Source organism: Oceanobacillus sp. B139/18, from assembly GCF_055524595.1.
This window is the reverse complement of record NZ_JBVFXI010000004.1, coordinates 297,607-318,133: the sequence shown is the minus strand read 5'-3', so window position 1 is coordinate 318,133 and position 20,527 is coordinate 297,607. Positions and strand designations below refer to the sequence as shown.

The window sequence follows — 20,527 nt, the reverse complement described above, 5'->3', positions numbered from 1 at the left end:
TTCCTCCAATATATCATTGTAAATTTTCCATAAATTCTTCATATGAATTTGTAGATAATAGATTTTCAACTGTTGATTTATTTTTCATTAATTGATAGATTTCTCGATAAATATATTCATATTTCAATTTATCTTTTTCGCTTAAAATGAGTAAAAATACTAAACGAACAGAACGTTCTCCCCAGGAAATTCTTTGCTGATTTACTCCAATATAAATGTAAGATTCTTTTTCATTTGTTGAAAAAAGCGGATGTGGTAATGCAATTTCATTACCGATATCTGTGGGAGACAGATTCTCCCGATCCAGTATGCCATTGAAGTAACGCTGCAGGCGAAAATGATCAACCATCTTCTCTAAAAAATTTTCTTTTGTTGACTCATTGAGATAGATTAATTTTTCCTCACTCACCCGATCTTTTAATATACCGAAAGTGATATTTTGCTTGATGGAGGCCAAATCATCTGCCTGCAGAAATTCATTGACTACGATTACTTTTTTATTGATATTTTTAATCGGTAATTGGGAAATAACCAAGGATACATTTTCAGGCAGCTTGTGCAGTTCATCGATAGAATAAATGTCAATCACTTCAATCTGTCTAAAGTGGTTCTCAATCTTCTGTTTACTTAGTGTAGCCAGAACGTGATTTTCTTTGAAAATAACAGCTGCCTTGATTTTCAGATCATTCATCCTTTCAATAGCTGCTTCAATATGAAGCGCAATATACCCCACCTCGTTTTCAGGAATATGGACAGAAACTCGGCTGCTTATTAACTTTGAAAAAACAACAGCCATTTGATATGCTTGGATATATTCTGATTTAATAAAGGATAAAAACGGATTATTTATTAAAGCTTTATATGTTAATGGATAGATTATTCTTTTTATATGAGCCTGCAAACCATTAACCAGCTGGTGATCTTCCCAAAAATCATACCCATATTTATCACCTAAAACAGCTAGTGATTCATTAATTTGTAAGTCGATATTTTTAAACAGATGATTATCCTTTATCCCATTGGAATCAGGAAATACCTTCCACCCTATTAGTTGAACCGCTAGAAATGAAGATTCTCTTAAAAGTAGTTCGCCATCTGGCAGACCTTCTTTTTTCAAAATAGCTTGGGCTGCAGAATTCTCTTTCAATGATTGGTCGTCTTGACTCAGGTCTAATTCAAATTTAGAAATGGCTTTTTGATTTAAACGATATTTTTGTATTAAAACTGCCACAATCAGCATAGACTTAACTTGTATATTTAGGGATACACCATATTGTTCCAAAACCTCGTCTAAATGCGCCATGGTATCGTCAATTTGTCTTTCTTCAAACCACCATTTTGTAAAAAGCTCTCTTAATTCATGTCTTAATTCATCTTTTGTCGCAAAATCTCTTTTTACAAAATGAGCTAATAATAAACGTTTGTCTATTTCATTCCCAATCATACGTATGCCTGAGAATGTCTCTGTTTCAAGCGTAATCTCAAGTTGCTGACTGCTTATCAACTCAGTGATTCGATTCAAGTCAGAATTAATCGTCTGTGCAGAAACATGTAAACAATCCGCTATTTCCTGATAAGACATCCAAGAATCCGCTTCCATTAACAATTGAACAATATAAACAGCACGTTGATTAAACTCAAAATAATCCTGTTTCTTAAAAACCTCCATTTTTCCTTCAAGCTTATAGCCCAGACGGTTATTTGAACTTATTTCCGCATCTGCAAGGTAATTTTCATTTAAATACCGAATATCACTTCTTATTGTCCTCGTGCTTACTCCCAACTTTTCACTAAGCACGTCTCCACCAACATATTTCCCCTCCTGTTCATACATTTTTAATAACTGGAGTAAACGGGCATGACGCTCTTTCACTTAGTTCGCCTCCTAAATTCATTATAAATACACCTTAATTTCCACCGCTATACTGAATCGTTTCCTGACTATTAAGGAAGCGTTTTCAATAATTGCAAATATACGCTTCGTCAAATAAAAAGTAATTAGATAGTGTAAATAAAGGTTGTCGTATTCTATTTTGAATGATATAGAAATAAATTGAGAAATAAATTGTGCGCAGACTGAGAAGGTAAGCATTTCCACATTGCTCGTCTAATAGAGAAGATTATCAGGATTTCTATTAACCGGCGTATTTATCTGAATACACGACAGATATAAAAAGACATCCCTTAGGGTATCTCTCCTAGGAAAGTTCTTTCATTTACTATATGTGTAACTACAGTCATTTTTTAAGTTTTTCAATACTAATATCTCTTTCATATTCTTTCTTTTATGAATAGTATACTTGTACCTTTAATGTTTCTTCTGCAACTGGTATTTTGACATCATGAAACTCCAAAATATACTTTTCTCTAATGAAAAAAAGGCCATTTAACAATTTGCTATGCAAATTCTTAAAATAGCCTCTTTACTTTTTATGATAATACTTTCCCCGTCATTTCCTCATAATCATTACGCATTATTTCCCATGATTTTTCAATATCTTCATTTAGTCCAAATAAACCGCTTCGACCTACAATATAGATATCAGGACCAGCCGCATCAATTCTTTTAAATGATTTGCGATTAGATGAACCATCCATTTCAATGACGTATTGATAACCTTTTTCTTCCCGTAATTCTCTTAATACCACAATTTTATCTAAGGTGCTTTCGATAAAACGTTGCCCTGCAAACCCTGGATCAATTGTCATAATTGTAATCTTATCGACTAACTCAATATAAGGGTTAATGGCATCAATTGGGGTTTCCGGATTCAGCACCACTCCTGCTTTTAGCCCAGCATCATGTATTTGATCAATTAATCGAAATGCTAAACCATCAAGTACTTCTGCATGCATACAAATCCATTCACACTTCATATCAACTAATTGTTGCACCCAAAAGCTTGGATCTTTTACCATAAGATGAGCAGACATAGGTAAATCACTTATTTTACGCACTTCTTCGATAAACCATGGAGATAGCGTAATATTAGGTACATAATGGCCATCCATAATATCAATATGGTAAGAGTCTACATGATTATTTAAAAAAGTAATTTGTTCTTTAAATTTATCTAAGTCCATCGTCATTAGTGACGGTGAAAATTCTACTTTTCTCATATTCTACTAATCCTCCGTTTATTTACGATTATATTGAAAAGTTCTCCAGTATCCCTTTAGTCTCTATAGCTTTTTTCAGTGTTTAGAAAAAGTTTCATTATTATATTAATAAATTTTAATATCATCTAAATCAATATCTTCTTCTTCCACTTCTGTTTCTACGCTCGCTTCGTCTTTAGATACATCTTTCTTGATTAAAGCCAATGTTACTCCCGTTACAAGAATATTGACTAATAGTGCAATAACTCCTGACATCGGATTAGTCATCGTTGGTAACATTAATACTCCGCCGAATGGTACTGTTGCATCAGCTCCTAACATCATCGATACTGCTCCACCTGCAGCTCCGCCAACAGCTGTTGCAATCACACAACGAATGATATCATTCATAACAATTGGAATGACACCTTCCACAATATTAATAAAGCCCATTGGAACTGCCGATTTTAACGTCTCTGTTTCTAATGGTTTATAGATTTTTTTTCCAAACAATTTTGCTATAAAATATGCTAATCCAAAACCGACCGGTGTTGCTGTGTTTACTAATTGTAATGCTGTAATCGGGCCATTGAGACCCTCTGCCTGCATGGTCAATACAAAGGCAAATACAGTTTTATTAATTGGACCGCCGTAGTCAACCCCGCTCAATATACCTACAACGCCACCAAATGCTAATAAAGAAGAAGATCCTAAATTATTTAAAGCACTCGTTAACATTGATGTAAAAGCAGCAATCGGTACACCAATAATGTAAACCATGATTAAACCGCCAATAATAGAAGTAAAAAATGGAACGATTAACGTCGGCATTAATCCTTTAGCCCACTTAGGCACTTTAAAGTATTTTAAAATACTTATAGCAAGATAACCTGATAAGAACCCGCCTAAAATTCCGCCAATGAAGCCAGCTTCAATGGCATTAGCAGTTAAACCGATAATAAAACCTGGAGCGATCCCTGGTTTTCCAGCAATGGAGTATGAAATCCCTGTAGAGATAACTACCGGTAATAAACCGAGACCTGCTCCTCCCATTGTTGCTAAAGCATCCCAAATGGAAAACTCACCTTGTACCAATATATCCTGGCTTGTACCTCCAAATCCCATACCAATTGCTATTAAGAAACCTGCTCCACAAACGATTGGAATCAGATATGAAATTGCCGTTAATAGATGACCTTTAAGGTTTAATTCTCTAAAAAATTTCTTCATTTGCCACCCTCCTATACCATTCTTTGATTACTTTATCCAACAACTTCTTTTGCTTTTTCAATTAGTTTGTTTGGTGACTTTACAGCAATCTCTGTTGATACTTCAATAGTTCGCTTCCCCTCAAAACGTTCTTGCCCAGAAACTTTCACATCCGCTGCTATAATAACAATATCAGCTTCTGCAATCTGTTCCGCTGTTAATTCGTTTTCTATTCCAATAGTTCCTTGTGTCTCTATATGAATTTGATGCCCTGCTTTCTTTCCGGCATTTTCAAGTTTTTCTTGTGCAATATACGTATGAGCAATCCCTACAGTACATGCTGCAACTCCTACAATTTTCATCCTTTTCTCTCCCTTATATTAATTACTAAAAGCTTCTTTCGCTTCTTCCCTCTTTGAAGCATGGAGTAATTTTTTGATTACTTCATCATTACCTAATTTTCTTGCAAATAAAGATAATAATTTCAGATGATTTTGCGCACCTTCATTGTCGTTTCCTACAGCAAAAAGAATGATTCCTTTCACGCCATTTCCATCCAGTGTTTCCCATGGAATTTCTTCTTCACTAATTCCAATAGCCACTCCTAATTTCTGCACAAAATCACTTTTTCCATGAGGAATTGCAATGTAATTTCCGATTCCTGTCTGTCCTTCTGCTTCTCGATCATAAATATCTTTCATAAATCCTTCTATATCTGTGATATACTCATTTTCTAAAAGTAAATTTGCCAATTCTATTAATGCTTCTTCTTTACTTTTAGCATTCATATTTATTTTGATCGTATTTACATCTATAATGTCTTTTACATCCATACTTTCCCCTCCATTTAATAAAAAGTTTATTGATTTTTATTTACTACCTCTTCTGCTTTCTCAATAAGTTTATTTGGTGATTTCACAGCAATTTCTGTTGGCACTTGAATGGTTCGTTTCCTTTCAAAACGTTCTTGTCCAGAAATTTTTACATCTGCTGCCAAGATAACAATATCAGCTTCTGCAATCTGTTCTGCTGTTAATTCGTTTTCTGTCCCAATAGTTCCTTGTGTCTCTATATGAATTTGATGCCCTGCTTTCTTTCCGGCATTTTCAAGTTTTTCTTGTGCAATATATGTGTGAGCAATTCCTACAGTACATGCTGCAACTCCTACAATTTTCATCATGTTTCCTCCTCTAAAATGTAATGATTTCTTTATATAAACTTGATGGTTCTTCGGCATTTAATAAACGGTTTAAATAATCTTCATCTGCTAAAGATCTTGTAAATAAAGAGATTTTTTTCTTTATTTCCTCTTGTTCATCTGCCTTTAATAAGATAATAATGATTAGTCGAATATCTTCTATATTGTTATCCCAACACAATATTGGCTTTGTTAATCTAAGAAATACAATTTGACTTTCCTCAAGCAGATTACTTTCCATATGCGGCAGCAAAACATGTTCTGCTATTAATGGGCTTCCAACCTTTTCCCGCTCGTTCAATTGATGAATAATAGCTTGTCGTTGCTGATAAGAATGATGCGGACAGGCGATGGTAGAAATAAAATCATATACCTGCTCTTTCGTTTCTAAAGTACTATTGAAATAAACTTGGTAAAATGAATTATCGTTCATGATAAATCTCCTCTATTTTACTTTGAAGCCTTTTTTGGTCATCCATTGTAAACATGGCACTTACTAATAAAGAGTGAACAAATATTGGGTCTCCAATATGAACCGTGCTTAGAATCAGTTCAATATCAGCATATTTTTCTTTAAACATTTGCATATTTCGGGAAGCTACGACATCTACAATTTCTAATTCAGGAAATTTTTTAGCTACTTTTGCTTTTAAGAGTTCTGAAGTTCCAATTCCTGTTGTGCACATGATAAGCGTTTTGATAGGGCGCTGATGCTGGCTTGTCTCAATAATTTTTGCGAAATATAGCGTGATAAAACCATTTTCATCATCATTTATTACCGGCAAATCAAGCTTCTCACTTACTAGCTCAGAAACTTTTGTTACCCCTGCGAATATTTCTTCATAGGTTATTTTAATTTGACTTAACAAATTGTTTTTAATTCTAATTTTATGTTCTAATCTATTCAGCATTGGTTTAATATGGTTAGCCAAATCTATAAAAATCGATTGGCTATCTATATTTATACCTAATTTGGTGCCCATTTCATCAATATACAATTTAGTCACTTTAATAACTTCTGAGGAAAAAGTTGACGTGGAACCAACAACCCCTTGCATTCTCGATGACACCAAGTATTGATAAAGAAAATAAATTTCAATTTCCGGCAATGTATTATTCAAATATTGTTCAATATGATGGACCGTAGTCTTCGCAACCTGATATAAAATATTATTTTCTCTCATATTCTCTATTTCTTCAGGGGATACCGCATCTGGAAACAATAGATATGGATTTTTCCTTGAACGACTTAACAAGATATAAAGATGCGAAAAAATATTTACGTTATATGGATAAGGGATTGTTATATTTAAATCTTTTTCAATGCTCCTTATTTGGTCTAAAATAAATAAAACGTCATATTTATTAAAATTAAGTTCCGGGTTATTTTTTAAATCATCAATATCAATAATATTAAATATTTCAATAATGTCCTTAATTGCCTTTCTAATGTTAATTTCTTCTCCTAATATAGCCAGCTTTCTATTTTTTCGTTCTAACACCAAGCTGTACTTTTTAAGCTCTTCACTCATTATTTGTTCATCATTCGATACAACGGAGTCTCCCACATAATAGTTGCTATACAAGTGATAGATATTTATAGGTTTCGGAGAAGACAATAACAATTCTTCCATAATTCGTTTACGCCTCTCACGAGGAGAAAAAGCGTCTGCTTTGTATTGTTTATTTCTTTTTTGATAATTAATAAATTTTTCGTAATCCAATTTGTAGCCTCTCCCTTTCTCAGAGAGAATTAAAGAACCGCTTTCATATTCATCATTAATTTTTTTTATTAAACGATAAACTGTTTTTTGAGAAGCGTTTAATATTTTAGCTATATCATCTGATGTAACGTAATCTTGATTTTTGGAAAGAAACAGTAACAGTTTTTGTTCACGATTATTTTTTGAACTCACAGCACCCCTCCTTGTCATATTTATATTAACTTAATTTGCAGAAAACGCTTTACTGATAATTGACCGTTGCAACGGTCAATTATCTGACATCCTTTAGAGTTAAGGTAAATGAAATCAGCATTAAATAGAGGCAAGGAAGGATTTCCTTGTCTCTATTATCGCTATTTTAACCAATATTATAAGAATCCATAAAATGGGTTTTATTGTAAAGGGAAATACAATAATTAAAAAATATAGGATAATTAACAATAATTTAGTTTTATTTTAGAGGGAAAGGTTATCATATTCTATTTTGAATGATATAGAAATAAACTGTGCATAGAATAAAAGGAAGGATTTCCACATTGCTCACATCATATAGGAGATTATCATAATTTTCATTAACCGGCATATCTCTTTTTATGTACTCTCTCTAAGTACCCGCCAGAAATAAAAAAAGACATTCCTTAGGAAATTTCCTTCCTAGGAATGTTCTTATGTCCAATTACTATCATATTCTTTCCTTTTGAATAGTATACCTGAAAATTTATCATCAAAAACCATGGATAGAAGCAAACGCCTCCTTCCACTCCTCATCAATCTTTCCATTCGTACAAGTGAAATTCGGAAATTCAAAGCGAACATCCCTTCCATCCAATTGGTAAACACTCCCCCCTGCTTCCTCAACAATCAATCTGCCTGCAGCAATATCCCAAATATTCACACCCCATTCCCAAAATGCATCCAAACGTCCAGAAGCAACATAAGCACAATGCAAGGCAGCTGAACCGAAAGTACGGACATTTCGAGTCAACGGAGCAATTTTCACATATCCCTCTAAAACATGATTACGGTCACTTTCATATTTAGCTGGAACTCCAGTTGACACAAGGCTTTCCGCTAAAGAACCCTGCTCGCTTACATGAATTGCTTCTCCATTTAATGTTGCTCCTTTTCCACGTTCAGCAATAAATAATTCATTTGCAACAGGATCATAAATGATGCCAAAAGCAGCTTCCCCTTTACAATATAAAGCTACTGAAATCGTATATCCCGGCAATCCATGTACATAATTCGTCGTTCCATCAATTGGATCAATTACCCATAGATTAGGATGCGTTTCTAACATTTCTAGCATTTTATCATGACCTATCTCTTCCACTGTTTCTTCTCCAAAAACAGCATGCTCTGGGAAATCCCTCTTTATTTCCTCGGTTATATATTTTTCTGTTTTCTTATCCATTTCTGTAACTAAATCCATATCGCTGCCCTTTGTTTCAACAGTGAATCTAGAATTCACCTTATCTACCAGTCTTCTCCCTGCTATTATGACGATTTCACATACCTCTTCAAACATGGCATCACCTTCTCTTCAGAATTTGAATTGTATCAATAATCTACTTTTATCACTTTAAAGCAACAGAATGACTTATATCTTCAATAATGCTTTGAATAGCGTGATGCTCATGATGAACGGTTTCCCGAAAGTTCTGCTGCTTCAATAAATCAATGGCATTTTCAACCACATAAGCTGTATCAGCTGTTTGTAACATGGTCAAATCATTTTCATGATCCCCGACACAAGTGGTATGTAAGTCGGTTCGTTCTATATATTTGAGAAGTTCTTTCACAGCGTTTCCCTTGGAAGCATCCTTTGGTAAAATTTCTAAATAAATTTTATCTGAATAAACCATATCACAAGAAACATCACTGGATTGCACTAGCTGTTCACATTTTTTTAAATTAGCAGGATCATTTGAAATAACAAGAACTTTTGTCACATAGCTTGTATCAAAATCAGCACCTATTTCCTTAACCTTCACTTTATCTTTTTTCTCATTCTCTTTAACCAATTCATTGTAATCTAGTGTATAGGCCCTTTTATTTTGATAATAATTTATTCCAATTGAATGACCTTCATTCAATGTTTGTAATTGGTTAAATAATGGTGTGAATTGAGTAATCTTTTGTTCAAATATACGCTGTTTTTTCTGATTATCATAAATAACAGCCCCATTATACAAAATAACAGGAAGTGCAATTCCTAATTCTTGCATATAAGGATAAACAGATTCTTCAATCCTTCCGGTAGCAATGGTAAACAATCCGCCGTTCTTTATAAATTGCTTGATAGATGATTTATTCTCCATACTTATTTTCTGCTTTCCATCAAGTAAGGTGCCGTCTAAATCAGAGATTAATAGATGATTATTCATTCCATCGCGTCCCTTCGCAATTCTTTTTTACTATATAAATTAAAATTAATAGCTACCGCTACAGAAAAACACTACGCTTTCCGTGGGCTTGAGCTCAGCCTCCTCGAAAAAAAGAAGTTCGCTTTTTTTCTGCGGGGTCTTCCCTCCGCGCTTTCCCACAGGAGTCTCCGTGTTTTTCTTCCGCTAGTTACTGTTTTCAATCATCATTTTGTCATTTTTATAAGAAAACAAAAGTGTAATTTCTTACTTCAATTTATATAGACTATTTTATTTTTATCTTCATCAAACAGATTAAATAGGTTATCTTATATTCTTGAACGATAACATCCTAATTTTAGAAAAAACCGCATCCGCTAAAGAATGAGCGTATGCGGGTTTCTTCATACTCCACACAATTAAAGTGACACCGTATATCTTTTCTTGTTAACAAAATACACCATTTCCTGAAAGCCAATTTGTTTTAAAGTTTCCTGTACTTCTAAGTAATCATCCCCTACTCTGGAAGGTACGTGAGAATCTGAACCAAAAGATATATCTACACCGTAATGGCATGCCCTTTCTAATATTTCATGGGAAGGATACCATCCGCCGCAATCCTTATTTTTACCGGATGTATTCACTTCAATAGCAACACCTTCATCTGCAATGACTTTTAATGTTTCTTCTATCACTGATGTTTTGACATCATGAAAATCTAATAAATATCCTTTCATCGCATCAATATGTCCCAAGACTTGAAACATACCGCTTTTGGCAGATTGCTGAATCGAATGGTAGTAGGTTTCTTTTTCCTCGAGACGTTCTCCCTCTGTTAAATAATCCCATCTGCCTTTTTGAAAAATACTTTTATCGTGAACATGATGGACAGAGCCAATGATATAATCAAATGGGTATTTTTGATAAATGCTTCTATACATATCTGCATATTCAGGAAAGTAATCACTCTCCATTCCAAGCAGCACATGAATTTTATTCTTATATTTTTCTTTCAGCGTCAACACTTCATTTACGTATTCATCCAGTTCGCTCTTCGCCATTGCAATTCCCGGATATAGCTGATCTTCCTTCGAATAAAAATAAGGAGAGTGATCTGAGATTCCAATATAATGTAAACCACGATCTATTGCAGCCTTAATGTAATCCTCTATTTTTCCTTCTGCATGCCCGCACCTATCATGGTGCGTATGTAAATCAAAAATTATATTTGTCACTTCGCATCTTCCCCCTTACTCTCTAAATTGGATAACTTCTTTAAAATCAGAAATTAAATTTGATCGGCTTTCCACTGCTTCTTCCTCATCAACAGGTATAATCAATAATTCATCCAACGATACGGACTGTGGCGGATTTACTGCATTCACATTGGTCAGCATATGATAATTTCCTATTCTTTGTCCTATTTCCTGTGCTTCCTTTGTTAATGACCAATCGATAAACTCCTGTGCAGCCTCTTGGTTTTGGGCATCTGTCGTCATAGCGATGGCTTCGACTTCATACGTTGTCGGTTCTGTCGGGTAGATAATATTCAACTCATTAAATCCCTCATTCTTCAGGCGCATGGCATCGTGAGCAAACATAATCGTTGCAGCACTTTCCTTATAACCTATAAACCTTCCAGTTGAATCTTCTGCCAAAGTGTAATCAGTTACATTTTGATTGATATTTTGCAGCACACTTCTTGTTCGCAAATCTCCATATAATTCATCAAAGAGAGCAATCGTAAGGTACCCTGCTTCTGTTGATTCTGGATTTGGCAATGTCAGCCAGTTCTTATATTCTACCCGTTGCAGATCACTCCACCGCTGCGGGTTACTTACCCCTTGTTCCACATGCCATTGACGATTGGTTACAATGGCCAAGACCCCTACACTAATTCCAGTCCAATACCCTTCTTCATCCTTATATATTTCGTCAATTTCTTCTCTATAGTCCGAAATATATGGTTCCAAGAGTCCTTGCTGTTTCGCCTCTTCCATTAAAAAAGACGATCCCCCATACCAAATATCAAATTCCTCTTCTCCATTCTCCAATGATTGAAGAATTTCAAGATTACTTTTTCTTTGAAAAGAAATATGGATACCCGTATCCCGTTCAAACTGCTCTGCAATTCGGATCATATAAGCTGTATCCATTCCAGTATAAACCTGTAATACTTCTTTTTGCCCAGCCTTGCTGCAACCAGAAAGAAGGAGAAGGACTACGAACAATAGCATTGTTATTTTTCGCATAGCATCTCTCCCCTCCTTCTATTTAACCTTATGCCGGTACAACATGCAACGAACGTTGTGAAAATGTCAGGTTCACACTATCGCCGTCATAATAAACTTCTTTCCCGCCTGGATCAGCAACAACCGCATGCAATTGAATACCATTAAAATCTAACTCGTACTCTTGTATCTGTCCCATAAATACACTTTTTAGAACTTTCGCAGGCTCTGTTCCCTCCTTACTAAGATTGATTGCTTCTGGCCGAACAACCACAGAAACAGATTGCCCTTCATGAAATGTATCTGCATCCTGCTGTAAAACTTCGATGGTAGTTTGTTTCGTTTTTACAAAGAGACGATCTGATTCTTTCTTATCTACAACGCCTTCTAAGAAGTTTGCTGTCCCAATAAAATCGGAAACAAATTTTGTTTTTGGTTTTTGATATACTTCCATTGGCGGTCCTACTTGTTCAATATGCCCCTCATTCATAACAACAATACGGTCACTCAAACTCATCGCTTCACTTTGATCATGTGTGACATAAATTGCTGTAATGCCAAGTTTTTTCTGGATACGGCGAATTTCATCACGCATCGTAATTCGTAGTTTCGCATCTAAATTGGATAACGGTTCATCGAAAAGTAGCACTCCAGGCTCCATTACCAATGCCCGGGCAAGCGCAACACGCTGCTGCTGACCGCCAGATAATTGGTTTGGCATCCTGTTTTTATTCACATGTAAGTTCATAATATCCATGACTGGTGTCACCCGTTTTTCAATTTCACTTCTACTTAACTTTTTTAGTTTTAATCCATAGCAGATGTTGTCATACACGGACATATGTGGAAACAATGCATAGGATTGGAACACCATTGTGCAGTCTCTTTTATTTGCAGGGATATTTTGAACATTATCCTCTCCAAACATAATTACACCATTCGATAGTTCTTCAAATCCGGCAATCATACGCAGTGTAGTTGTCTTTCCGCATCCGGAAGGACCTAGTAGTGTTGCAAATTCTCCTTTTTCAATATGCAAACTGACATCGTTAACTGCTGTCATTGTCTTTCCTTCATCATCGGTAAATTGTTTCGTTACATTTTCCAGCTTTACGGATTTTGCTGACATATGTTATCCCTCCACGTATTTAAGTCGTCACAGAATCTTTTGAAGCAATCTCTGCACCTGTTTGTTGATCTTTTCTTAGCTTCCACTTACCAGTAAATAAAGAAGTTAATCCATTTAAAATTAACATCGCAACGATCATTAAGATAATCAATAATGTACAATACGCACTTGCAACGCCAATTCTTCCTGACTCTACTTGCGCTAAGATAGAAGCAGTAATCAGGTTATATTTTGCAGAAACCAGGAAGATTACAGCGCTCATCGCTGTCATACTTTTTACGAAAGTGTATACGATTGAACTGAAAAATGCCGGTCGAATCAAAGGCAGTACGATTGAAAAGAAGGTCTTCGAACCGCTCGCTCCCAAATTTGTTGCTGCTTCTTCTATCGAAGGATCTATCTGCTGAAGGGAAGTAATACCGGACCGAATCCCTACTGGCATCGCACGAACAATAAATGCAGCAATAATAATCAATGCAGTACCGGTAATGGCTAATGGCGCCTGGTTAAACGCCAAAATGTAGGAAATACCGATTACAGTCCCTGGAATGGCCATGGAAAGCATGCTGATTCCTTCCATTAATTTTTTCCCTGCAAATCTTTTACGAACAATCAAGAATGCAAGAATCATTGCAAATAATCCTCCAATTGGCGTCGCAATAATGGATAGTCGTAACGTATCTGTCACTGCTTTTTGACCGATAGAAAACACATAATTATAATGATCTAATGTAAAGCTGTAATTGACGCCCCATAGCTGAATAAATGATCCGATTGGAACTAAGATATAGAATAAAATAACCGTTCCCGATAAACCGAAACAAATGGTAATCATCACCCGGCGAAACATACCTTGGGAAATCATTTTCCGAACTCCAGTCGGTTTCCCGGTAACGGTGACATAATTCTTCTTCCCAATCCAAAAATTCTGGAGTACGTATAAAATAACTGTTGCACTAAGTAAAACCATTGCAAGAGCTGCCCCAGCCTGCATATTATAGCTTCCGACTGCCTGCATATAAATCTCTCTTGCTACTGTATTATAGTCTCCCCCAATGGTCATTGGGTTCCCGAAATCAGCCATCGACTGAATAAATACAAGTAAAAAAGCATTTCCGATTCCCGGAACAGATAATGGTAACGTTACTTTCTTAAATGTCTGCCATTTCGTAGAACCAAGATTATCACTTGCTTCCTCCAGAGAAGGGCTAATCGATTGTAACAGCCCTGCCAGAACTAAGAAGGCTACCGGGAAATAGGTCAGGGTTTGAACAAGAATCAAACCATGTAATCCATAAATATTTGCTCCCTCTATTCCCAGCAATGTCTCAGAAATAAATCCTCCTCTTCCAAAAAGCAGAATCGCTGATAAAGCAATAACAAATGGAGGAGAAATAACTGGTAAAATGGCAATTCCATTAAATAATTTCTTAAATGGAACCTTGATATAAGCTAATGTATAAGCAAAGAAATAAGCAATCGCTGTTGATAAAATAGAAACAATGACTGCTAAAACCAATGAATTCGTTAAAGCACTGGTTAACTGTCCGCCAGCAAATACCCTTTTATACCCTTGCCAATCTATTTCACCATTTGATATAAAACTAGACAAAAAGATTTGGAAAAGCGGATAGACAATAAAAACAATGAGCGTCAGCATAACCAATACAACAAGTAATAACAACATTGGCTGTTTGACTAATCTGCGTATGTTCTCCTTCATAAAAAGCTTTCACTCCTTTTATGTTGAAAAGGGAGCTGACAGCCCCCTATTTTCAACGTTTTCTATCTCTAGTTATTTACTTCATTATCCCAACGGTCAAGAATTTCTTGACGACGCTCTCCAGCCTCTTTCGGGTCTGAATCTAACAGGTTAATCTCTTCTAAATCTGGAGCTCCTTCAGGCGGAGTTGCATCGGGATGCGTAAGGCTCTGGAAATTATCTGTTTCTTGACCAACTTCCTGTGCTCCCGGACCTGCAGCCCAATCGATAAATTCTTGCGCAAGCTCTTCATTTGGAGCTCCCTCAATAATACCTACCCCTCCAATTTCAAATCCTGTTCCATCATCCGGGAAGGAGAGAACAATATCGTCAAATCCTTCTTCTTGATATTTAACAATATCATGTGCAAATAGAATTCCTGCTCCTACTTCATTTAGTCCAACCATTCTGCCTGGCGCAGAGCCACTAGTCGTATATTGCTGAACTTGTGGGTGAAGTTCTTTTAAGTATTCAAATCCTTCCTCATCTCCGCCTTTCGCACGCAGAATGGAATATAATGCTGTATAGGCTGTACCTGATGAGCTTGGATGCGCCATTACTATTTGGTTTTGATAAGCAGGGTCTAACAGATCCTCCCAGCTTGTCGGTGCTTCCAGACCATTATCATCCAGGAAGTTCTGATTTGTTGCAAAACCAATTGCACCTACATAAACGCCTGTCCAATAGTGATCCGGATCTTTATACTCCTCTGGAATATCTGCTGCTACCGGCGAATCATACGCATGTAACAAGTCTTCCATTTTAGCAGCCTCAAATGTATCTGCCGGCCCGCCGTACCAAATATCTGCCTGCGGATTATCTTTTTCCGCACGTACCTTTGCCAAGATTTCTCCAGCTGACATACGAACCATATCGACATCAATTCCTGTATCCTGTTGGAACCTTTCAATTGCAGCAATCGCATGATCCTCTTGGAATCCAACATAAACTGTTAATGTTCCGCTTGGACTATCTCCGCCTTCTGCCCCATCTGAATCATTTGATCCGCACGCAGCTAGCAGAAAAACAGCTAATAATATAAATAATAAATTTATAGATTTCTTCAATGTTCCTACCTCCTTTTTTCTTATGTCTTAAGTTTATATGTATGCGCTTCCACGTTCAACACCAAATGAATTCCTTTTGAAGCGGTATAGAATTGGTATGGAGAATTACATTTAAGATTCATATTTTATGGGAAATACTAACGCAGAGTAGTAAAGCTATAAACAAAAAGAAATCCGGCCTGCTTCTAAAATTTTTAATAGAAGTTTGAAGCAAGTCGGATTTCTTTTAATTATTCATGCTATTAACATTTTAATTATTCACTTCGTTATCCCAACGATCTAGGATCTCTTGACGACGTTCCCCAGCTTCTTTGGGATCTGAATCAATTAAATTAATCTCTTCTAAATCAGGTGTTCCTTCAGGCGGCGTTGCATCTGGATGCGTTAAACTCTGGAAGCTATTCGCTTCATGCCCGACTTCTTGAGCACTTGTTCCTGCTGCCCAATCCACAAATTCCTGTGCCAGTTCTTCGTTTGGAGCTCCTTCAATAATCGCAACCGCTCCTATTTCATATCCAGTCCCTTCTTCTGGAAAAGAAAGAACAATATCATCAAAACCTTCCTGTTGAAACTTTATAATATCGTGAGCAAATAAGATCCCTGCACCAACTTCATTTAAACCAACCATTCTTCCTGGAGCTGATCCACTGGTTGTATATTGTTGAACCTGGGGGTGAAGTTCCTCTAAATATGCAAAACCTTCTTCGTCCCCACCTTTTGCACGAAGAGTAGAATACAGTGCTGTATAAGCAGTGCCTGAAGAACTTGGGTGCGCCATGACGATTTCATTGCTATATGCAGGGTCTAATAAATCATCCCAGCTTGTCGGTGCCTCTAAACCATTCTCATCTAAGAAATGTTGATTAGTTGCAAAACCAATAGCACCAACATATATCCCAGTCCAATCTCCCTCAGAATCTTTGTATTCTTCTGAGATATCTTCAGCAACCTCTGAATGGTATGAATGCAGTAAATCCTCTGTTTTTGCTGCTTCAAATGTATCTGCTGGACCTCCAAACCAAATGTCTGCTTGCGGATTATCTTTTTCCGCACGCACCTTTGCTAAAATTTCTCCTGCCGACAACCGAACCATATCAACATTAATTCCAGTTTCTTCTTGAAATTTATTCACTGCTGCCAATGCATGATCCTCATTGAAAGCCGAATAAACTGTTAATGTTCCGCTTGGACTATCCTCTTTATCTGCTCCGTCAGCTTGATTTGAATCATTTGACCCGCATGCAACAAGCAGAAAAAGAACCAATAGTGTAAATAATAATTGAATCCATTTCTTCAAAGTTATTCTCCTCCTTTTTTATATGACTTCAGTTTATTTGTATGCGCTTACACAAACAACACCAAATATTCTCCTTTTGATACGGTATAGAATTGGTATGGTAATATAAAACATGAATGTTTAATCGTTGACTAACTTCTTCTATTAAAGAATTAGTTGTATAAACTGACATACTACTCTTTCATCTATTAGCAGTTGTTCAACAAAATAAAAAAGCCGAATAAATTCAACTTCAAAAATAAGAATGCTGAACCATTCGACTTTACTCACATAGAACTATGATATGTTTTAATTATTCACTTCATCTTCCCAACGGTCAAGAATCTCCTGACGACGTTCTCCTGCCTCGATTGGATCTGAATCAATTAATTCAATTTCTTCCAAGTCAGCTGCTTCCTCCGGCTCTATCGCATCTGGATGAGTTAAATTATTAAATGCATTTGCTTCCTGACCCACTTCCTGCGCATTCGCACTTACAGCCCAATCAATAAATTCTTGTGCTAATTCTTCATTTGGAGTACCGTTAATAATCCCGACTCCGCCAACCTCATACCCTGTTCCTTCTTCCGGAAAACTTAAGACGATATTATCAAAGCCTTCTTTTTGGAACTTAATGATATTATGTGAGAATAGAATTCCAGCTCCTACTTCATTCATCCCTACCATTCTCCCTGGAGCTGAACCGCTCGTTGTATATTGCTGAACCTGATTATCCAGATCTTTCAAATAGTCAAAACCAGCATCATCACTGCCTTTAGCACGAAGAATAGAATAAAGCGCCGTGTACGCCGTACCTGAAGAGCCTGGGTGAGCAACGACTACCATATCTTTATATGCTGGATCTAATAAATCATCCCAGCTTGCAGGTGCCTCCAAGTTATGTTCATCTAAAAAGTCCTGGCTTGTCGCAAAACCAATAAGCCCTAAATAAATCCCTGTCCAATATCCTTCTTCATCCCGGTATTCTTCAGGGATTGCTTCTGCCTCTGGGGATTGATATGGCTGAAGTAAATCCTCTTCTTTCGCAGCAACAAATGTATCTGCTGGACCGCCGTACCAAATATCTGCCTGTGGATTTTGCTGCTCAGAGCGAATTTTAGCCAATATTTCTCCTGTAGACATACGAACCATATCAACATCAATTCCTGTATCCTCTGTAAATTGATTAATTGATGCAATGGCATGCTCTTCTTCAAGACCGACATAAACAGTCAATGTACCATCGTTTTCTGCTCCACCAGTTTCTTCTGTATCATCAGAACCGCATGCAGCAAGAATCAATCCTAAAAATAAAAATAGCGGTATTATCTTTTTTGTAGTTTTCATACGATGAATTCCTTTCTTTCATTTTCTTTACTTTAATTCACAACTCCAAGCTTCTTCAGTCCGTTAAAAATTCCATTCTCCTCAACGGTTGTTGTTTGAAAATCTGCATATGGAACAAGCATCGAGTCCGCATTTCCCATTGCCACGCCTGCTCCAGCAAATTGCAGCATTTCCTTATCATTCATTCCATCACCAAAAGCAATCACTTCAGAAGGTGATAGATTCAAATGTGCTATCATTTTTTTTACTGCTTCTCCTTTATTCACGGAAGTACGAATTAGATCATAGGACTCTGTAGAATGTTTGATATTAACTTTAGACAGCTGATAACCTTCTATTAAACTAAAATCTCCTTTGCTGTCAAACACATTGATTGCCGTCGCAGCTACAATCTGATCAGCAACATCTTCTGTAAACAGTTTAAATTCCTTCATTTGCGAAACTTTACTAAAATAAATAACGTGTGCATCCTTTAGAGAAGTAAAATAATTATTTTCTGTGGTATAAAGCGCAAGTTCACTTTCTCCTTGGTAGGAGATAGAAATCATTTTCTCGACATCCTCTTTACGCATCGCAGCTTTAAAAATCATTTCATTCTCGTGCATTGCATAGGATTCATTATAAGTAATCGATGAGGTGATTCCAAAGTCATTTGTCAAATTAACAATATCCATTAAAGGTCTGCCAGTACATAGAAATACTTCTATACCTGCTGCTTTTGCTTGCCGAATGGCTTCCTTGGTTGAAGCATCGTAAGTGTGGTCTGGCTTTATAATCGTTCCATCAATATCTAAAAAAATTGCACGGTAGCTCATTTTGGCCTCCTTTTTTAGTTCCTTCCTCTAAAAGATAGATGAATTCTTATGCTCTTTTCTAATTATTACTATACTTTAAGACTATAATCATTTCATGGAACGCTCCACACCAAATTATTTCCGTTTAAAATGGTAGAACTTTAGCTTATGAATATTGCATCAAACATTCAGATAAAATTTCTAATAAGATATAAAGCAATGTCTTTGAGTGATTAACTTACATTTTCTTTATATGACTATTGATCATAAATTTCATTCTCCCATTTTTGAATAATCTCATCACGTGATTCTGCCGCATCGCTTAAATCAAAATCTATTAAATGATAATCTGAAAGTTCTATAGCTTGTTCCGCATCCGCAGCTTCTGGATGGGTTACATTATTATAGTTTCCAAAATCTTGTGCTGCTTCTTGCCCTGCTGGTCCTAATACCCAGTCAATAAATGCCTCAGCCAATTCAGGGTTAGGAGCATCTGCAATCTTAGCTACTGCAAATAATTCATATCCTGCTCCATCAACCACAGTAGGCTCTAAATTATCAAATCCTTCTTCCATACTTTTAACAGAATTATAGTAGAATAAGATCCCTGCTCCCGCTTCTTCCATTCCCACCATCCTCGCCGGAGCGACCCCGCTAGTTGTATATTGTTGTACTTGTCCATCCAATGCTTCCAAATAATCATAAGCCTCTTCTTCATTATCAAAGTACTGCAATATATTATAAAGTATTGTATAAGCCGTACCGGATGAAGCTGGATGAGGCATAACGATTTCCCCTTCATACGCTGGATCAAGTAAATCTTCCCAAGTTGTAGGTGCTTCTAGTCCATTGGCATCTAAGAAATTTTGATTCACTACAAAACCTAAAGGATTAACTAACATTCCAGTCCAATATCCTTCATCGTCCTTGTATTCATCTGAGATATATTCCGCTGTAGGCGATACATATGGTTCAAGCAATTCCTCTTCCTTAGCTACTTCAAATGTTTCTGCCGGTCCGCCAAACCAGACATCTGCCTGCGTGTTCGCACTTTCCGCACGAACTCTTGATAGAATTTCCCCAGCAGATAACCGAACCATATCAACTTCAATTCCTGTTTCTTCTGTAAAAAGGTTCATTGTTTCGATAGCACGCTCTTCATCCGAACCAGCATAAACCGTTATTTTACCTTCTAACTTATCATCTGGCTCATCACTAGAATCGTCACTTCCACAAGCGGCTAGTATACTTACGATTAATAATAGAGATAACCTCCAAATACTTTTTCTCATTACGTCCCCCCTCCCTATATATTCTTTAACTATTGT

19 protein-coding genes are annotated in these 20,527 nt (G+C 36.3%); all 19 read right to left on the bottom strand.

All coding sequences use genetic code 11. The features are described 5' to 3' along the window. Window positions 1–13: 13 nt before the first annotated feature. The 19 genes from ACZSMY_RS14190 to ACZSMY_RS14100 all read right to left on the bottom strand — a co-directional run bounded on the left by ACZSMY_RS14190 (window position 14) and on the right by ACZSMY_RS14100 (window position 20,491). A complete protein-coding gene (locus tag ACZSMY_RS14190) occupies window positions 14–1,873 on the bottom strand; it encodes a BglG family transcription antiterminator (protein ID WP_465147910.1) in 1,860 nt (619 codons plus the stop codon). Window positions 1,874–2,430: 557 nt separating this feature from the next. Further along, window positions 2,431–3,120 (bottom strand): D-allulose 6-phosphate 3-epimerase, encoded by a 690-nt coding sequence (alsE, locus tag ACZSMY_RS14185; RefSeq protein WP_465147909.1) that lies wholly within the window; start codon window positions 3,118–3,120, stop codon window positions 2,431–2,433. Between the two features lie 105 nt (window positions 3,121–3,225). Continuing rightward, on the bottom strand, window positions 3,226–4,329 hold the full coding sequence (locus tag ACZSMY_RS14180) for a PTS fructose transporter subunit IIC (RefSeq protein WP_212928711.1): 1,104 nt from the start codon (window positions 4,327–4,329) through the stop codon (window positions 3,226–3,228). A gap of 32 nt (window positions 4,330–4,361) precedes the next feature. Then, window positions 4,362–4,670: a PTS fructose transporter subunit IIB gene (locus tag ACZSMY_RS14175; protein WP_212928712.1), complete on the bottom strand. Its 309-nt coding sequence runs from the start codon at window positions 4,668–4,670 to the stop codon at window positions 4,362–4,364. An 18-nt stretch (window positions 4,671–4,688) separates the two neighbouring features. Further along, window positions 4,689–5,141 (bottom strand): fructose PTS transporter subunit IIA, encoded by a 453-nt coding sequence (locus ACZSMY_RS14170; RefSeq protein ID WP_212928713.1) that lies wholly within the window; start codon window positions 5,139–5,141, stop codon window positions 4,689–4,691. Window positions 5,142–5,167: 26 nt separating this feature from the next. After that, on the bottom strand, window positions 5,168–5,485 hold the full coding sequence (locus tag ACZSMY_RS14165) for a PTS fructose transporter subunit IIB (protein WP_212928714.1): 318 nt from the start codon (window positions 5,483–5,485) through the stop codon (window positions 5,168–5,170). A gap of 13 nt (window positions 5,486–5,498) precedes the next feature. Beyond that, window positions 5,499–5,939: a PTS sugar transporter subunit IIA gene (locus ACZSMY_RS14160; RefSeq protein ID WP_212928715.1), complete on the bottom strand. Its 441-nt coding sequence runs from the start codon at window positions 5,937–5,939 to the stop codon at window positions 5,499–5,501. Further along, a complete protein-coding gene (locus ACZSMY_RS14155) occupies window positions 5,929–7,422 on the bottom strand; it encodes a BglG family transcription antiterminator (protein ID WP_256705627.1) in 1,494 nt (497 codons plus the stop codon). The genes ACZSMY_RS14160 and ACZSMY_RS14155 overlap by 11 nt, the downstream gene beginning before the upstream one ends. A 532-nt stretch (window positions 7,423–7,954) precedes the next feature. Then, window positions 7,955–8,758: an inositol monophosphatase family protein gene (locus tag ACZSMY_RS14150; protein ID WP_455725304.1), complete on the bottom strand. Its 804-nt coding sequence runs from the start codon at window positions 8,756–8,758 to the stop codon at window positions 7,955–7,957. Window positions 8,759–8,807: 49 nt separating this feature from the next. Then, window positions 8,808–9,617: a Cof-type HAD-IIB family hydrolase gene (locus ACZSMY_RS14145; protein WP_455725305.1), complete on the bottom strand. Its 810-nt coding sequence runs from the start codon at window positions 9,615–9,617 to the stop codon at window positions 8,808–8,810. A 395-nt stretch (window positions 9,618–10,012) separates the two neighbouring features. Then, window positions 10,013–10,819 (bottom strand): histidinol-phosphatase, encoded by an 807-nt coding sequence (locus ACZSMY_RS14140; RefSeq protein WP_042535964.1) that lies wholly within the window; start codon window positions 10,817–10,819, stop codon window positions 10,013–10,015. Between the two features lie 24 nt (window positions 10,820–10,843). Continuing rightward, window positions 10,844–11,845 (bottom strand): extracellular solute-binding protein, encoded by a 1,002-nt coding sequence (locus ACZSMY_RS14135; RefSeq protein WP_042531672.1) that lies wholly within the window; start codon window positions 11,843–11,845, stop codon window positions 10,844–10,846. A 28-nt stretch (window positions 11,846–11,873) separates the two neighbouring features. After that, window positions 11,874–12,953: an ABC transporter ATP-binding protein gene (locus ACZSMY_RS14130; protein WP_193062808.1), complete on the bottom strand. Its 1,080-nt coding sequence runs from the start codon at window positions 12,951–12,953 to the stop codon at window positions 11,874–11,876. A gap of 19 nt (window positions 12,954–12,972) precedes the next feature. Beyond that, window positions 12,973–14,676 (bottom strand): ABC transporter permease, encoded by a 1,704-nt coding sequence (locus tag ACZSMY_RS14125; RefSeq protein WP_193062806.1) that lies wholly within the window; start codon window positions 14,674–14,676, stop codon window positions 12,973–12,975. 68 nt (window positions 14,677–14,744) lie between these two features. Further along, a complete protein-coding gene (locus ACZSMY_RS14120; protein ID WP_193062804.1) occupies window positions 14,745–15,782 on the bottom strand; it encodes an ABC transporter substrate-binding protein in 1,038 nt (345 codons plus the stop codon). A 250-nt stretch (window positions 15,783–16,032) separates the two neighbouring features. Then, on the bottom strand, window positions 16,033–17,079 hold the full coding sequence (locus ACZSMY_RS14115; RefSeq protein ID WP_226894745.1) for an ABC transporter substrate-binding protein: 1,047 nt from the start codon (window positions 17,077–17,079) through the stop codon (window positions 16,033–16,035). Between the two features lie 288 nt (window positions 17,080–17,367). Next, window positions 17,368–18,405 (bottom strand): ABC transporter substrate-binding protein, encoded by a 1,038-nt coding sequence (locus tag ACZSMY_RS14110; RefSeq protein ID WP_193062802.1) that lies wholly within the window; start codon window positions 18,403–18,405, stop codon window positions 17,368–17,370. 32 nt (window positions 18,406–18,437) lie between these two features. Continuing rightward, window positions 18,438–19,220 (bottom strand): HAD family hydrolase, encoded by a 783-nt coding sequence (locus ACZSMY_RS14105; RefSeq protein ID WP_212929454.1) that lies wholly within the window; start codon window positions 19,218–19,220, stop codon window positions 18,438–18,440. Window positions 19,221–19,456: 236 nt separating this feature from the next. Continuing rightward, a complete protein-coding gene (locus tag ACZSMY_RS14100) occupies window positions 19,457–20,491 on the bottom strand; it encodes an ABC transporter substrate-binding protein (RefSeq protein WP_042531660.1) in 1,035 nt (344 codons plus the stop codon). Between the last annotated feature and the right edge of the window lie 36 nt (window positions 20,492–20,527).